2 protein-coding genes and 1 pseudogene are annotated in these 3,286 nt (G+C 71.1%); 2 read left to right on the forward strand and 1 reads right to left on the reverse strand.

Going from position 1 to position 3,286, the window contains the following annotated elements; translation table 11 throughout:
* A pseudogene (locus tag G6019_RS12965) lies at positions 1–476 on the forward strand (DUF5129 domain-containing protein); the annotation flags it as partial.
* Between the two features lie 224 nt (positions 477–700).
* Here the strand turns inward: G6019_RS12965 and G6019_RS12970 are convergent.
* Positions 701–1,435 (reverse strand): peptidylprolyl isomerase, encoded by a 735-nt coding sequence (locus G6019_RS12970; protein ID WP_182627750.1) that lies wholly within the window; start codon positions 1,433–1,435, stop codon positions 701–703.
* Positions 1,436–1,557: 122 nt separating this feature from the next.
* Between G6019_RS12970 and G6019_RS12975 the strand changes: the two genes are divergently transcribed.
* On the forward strand, positions 1,558–3,286 hold a 1,729-nt coding region (locus G6019_RS12975), incomplete at its 3' end, for a glycosyltransferase (protein ID WP_241726035.1).

Genomic DNA, 3,286 nt, shown 5'->3' on the forward strand with positions numbered 1-3,286 from the left:
AGAACATCGACCAGCTCTTCCGCATGGAGCAGGGTGACGCGGACGTGCGCCGCCGCCAGCTCGGCGAGCTCCACGAGGACATGCTGGCCGCCGCGCTGGGGACGGAGGACGAGCGGCTCGCCGCCGAGGCCAGGGCCCTCGACGCGCGGGCGGACGAGCTCTCCCGGGACACGCAGGCGCCCGACTTCATGGACCGCTATGCGCGGCTCGTGGTGGACTACCGGCTCGTGGTCGAGGCCATCCAAGCCCGGGAGATGGCGGATGTCGAGGTGGCGGACGATGCAGGCGACCGCCACGCGCCGAGACTGTACGACCGGGACTGGCGCGCGGGCTACGGCTACAACGGCTTCGTGCCGTTCTACGTGGTCTCGAGCTGGCACGCCCACGACGTGCAGGCGGCCCAGGCGGCGAGTTCCACCAACACGAGCTACTCCAACGCCTCGTTCTCCGGCGGCGGCGGGTCGAGCGGTTACTGACCCGATGAGGGCGCTGCCCCCGCCGGGGTGCGCGTCCGCAATGCCCGGTTCCCGTCGGGATGCGTGGGGTGCGCGTCCGCTATGCCCGGTTTCCGTCGGGGTGCGCGTGCGGATAGGACCAAAGGGCCCGCGCAAGGCGGACGGGTGGCGAGTGGCGAGCGGGCTGACTGGTCCGAAGCGCCCGCATAGGTCCGGCCGCCCAGCCGCCCCGCCTGCCGCCCGCCTCAGCTCTCGACGATCTCGACCGATTCGATCGTGTGCACGGTCCGCGGCGCGCCCTGCGGGCTGCCGTCGTCCTCGATCGCCGTGACGGTGTCCATTCCGTCGGTGACGGTGCCGAAGAGGCTGTAGTCAGGCGGCAGGGAGACCCCGGAGTCTCCCGTGACGATGAAGAACTGGGATCCGTTGGTGTCCGGGCCGGCGTTGGCCATGGCCATCGACCCGATCTCGTACTCGCCCGCCGCGGGCAGCTCGTCGGCGAACTGGTAGCCCGGGCCGCCGCTGCCGGTGCCCTGCGGGTCGCCGCCCTGGATCATGAATCCGGGGATCACCCGGTGGAAGGTGATGCCCTCGTAGTACTTGTGGCGGGCCAGGAAGACGAAGTTGTTCACGGTCTCCGGGGCCTTGTCCTCGAGCAGGTCCACCGTCACCACGCCGGCGTCGGTCGTGATGACCGCCGAGTAGTCGACACCCGGGGTCAGACACATCGGCGGGGCGGAATCGAACGAGGTGACGCGCTCGTCGGTGCCCTCGGCGGGAGGGCACTCGGTCGCGTCGGAGGTGCCCCGCCCGGAGGCGTCGGACTGTCCCGTTGCGGTCGCCGTACCGGTTGCCGTCGCATCCTCGGCCGGGGAGTCGTCGGCGCCGCAGCCGGCGAGCGCCAGGGGCACCGACAGGGCGAGGATCCCCAGGGCGGTGCGGACGGTCGGACGGGGCCGGGCTGTGGAGGTGAGGTGCATGACTCGAGACTAGAGGGCGCGCCACCCCGGGTGGATCGCCGGATCCGCGTGGTGGGAGGGATCGCCACGCCCCGCCGGGTACGATCGACCCGGCTTTCGACTAGGGACGGGGACACATCCATATGCACCACCACGGCCACCACGAACTGGTCGACGAGGTCGAGCGGTCGGTCGCCGGGCTCGCGGACCCGCTCGGCCGGGAATGCCTGCAGCGGGTCATCCTGCCCCGGGCGGGTGAGCCGCTGGACGTGAGATCGCTCTACCTCGCCGAGGCCCCCACCAACGCCCGCCGTGCCCACTCCGCCGGTCGCACGACCCTCAGCGTCGGCGCGGACTCCGAGGTCTCGTTCGCCACCTACTTCAACGCGTTCGCGGCCGCGTACTGGCGGCGATGGACGGTGCTGGGGGACGTGGTCCTGCGGCTGACGATCCGCGGTGCCGGTCGCGTGGACCTCTACCGCTCCAAGATCGACGGGTCGCGCATCGCGATCACCGGGGACGTCGTGGGCGAGCCGGGAGAGGCGGGCGCGGACCGGGTCACCACCGTCGAGTTCGTGTGCGACCTGGGCCCGTTCGAGGACGGCGGGTGGATCTGGTTCGACCTCACCTCCGACACGGACGTCGAGCTGCTGGCGGGCGGGTGGCACTCGACCGTGGACGCGCCGGCGACCCGCGCGGACGCGGGCCCGGACGGCACCCCGGACCCGTCGGTGCAGGTTCCTAACGACCGCCGGGTAACCGTCGGCATCCCCACGTTCAACCGTCCCGGGGACGCGGTCGCCGCGCTGCGGGCGCTCACCTCCGACCCCGAGGTCGACGCGGTCCTCGACGCGGTGCTCATGCCCGATCAGGGCGGGAAGAAGGTGCGCGACGAACCCGGGTTCGCCGAGGCCGCCGAGGACCTGGGCGACCGCCTGCGGATCTTCGACCAGCCCAACCTGGGCGGCTCGGGCGGGTACAGCCGCATCATGTACGAGGCCCGGCGGCTCACCGACTCGCCGTACATCCTGTACATGGACGACGACATCGAGATCGAGCCCGACTCGATCCTGCGGGCCCTGGCGTTCGCTCGGTTCTCGCGCGTGCCCATGCTGGTCGGCGGACAGATGCTCAACCTCCAGGAGCGCAGTCACCTCCACACCATGGGCGAGGTGGTGGGGGCGCACGACTTCATGTGGACCGCCGCCCCCCACGCGGACTACGACTACGACTTCTCGCGGTACCCCCTGACCGACCGGGACAATCCCAAGGAGCTGCACCGCCGCATCGACGTGGACTACAACGGCTGGTGGATGTGCCTCATCCCCCGGGTGGTCGCGGAGAAGATCGGTCAGCCCCTGCCCCTGTTCATCAAGTGGGACGACGCGGAGTACGGCCTGCGGGCGCGCCGCGCCGGCCACCCCACGGTCTCGATGCCGGGCGTGGCGATCTGGCACATGGCCTGGTCGGACAAGGACGACGCGATCGACTGGCAGGCCTACTTCCATCTGCGAAATCGACTGGTGGTGGCGTCGCTGTACCACGACGGCGACCACAAGGGCATCATGCAGTCCAGTCTCAAAGCGCTGGTCAAGCACCTGGTGTGTCTCGAGTACTCGACGGTGGCCATCCAGATCGAGGCCATCCGCGACTTCCTCCGCGGACCGGAGGCGCTGTACGAGTTGTTGCCGACGGCGCTGCCCAAGGTGAGGGCGATGCGCGCGCGCTTCCCCGACGCCGTCGTCATCCCCTCGGCCGTGGACCTGCCCGCCCCGTCCGGCGGCCCGGCCGGGATCCACTCCGAGCCCCGGGGCCCGGTCCGCAAGGCGGTCGCCCTGGCGAAGGGGCTCGCGCACACCCTCAGCCGGGACA

The organism is Dietzia sp. DQ12-76, from assembly GCF_014145045.1.
In the GTDB taxonomy this organism is placed as follows: domain Bacteria; phylum Actinomycetota; class Actinomycetes; order Mycobacteriales; family Mycobacteriaceae; genus Dietzia.

Excerpts from the sequence above, each read along its gene's own strand:
- G6019_RS12970 (WP_182627750.1), bottom strand. The coding sequence starts at position 1,435 with ATGCACCTCACCTCCACAGCCCGGCCCCGTCCGACCGTCCGCACCGCC.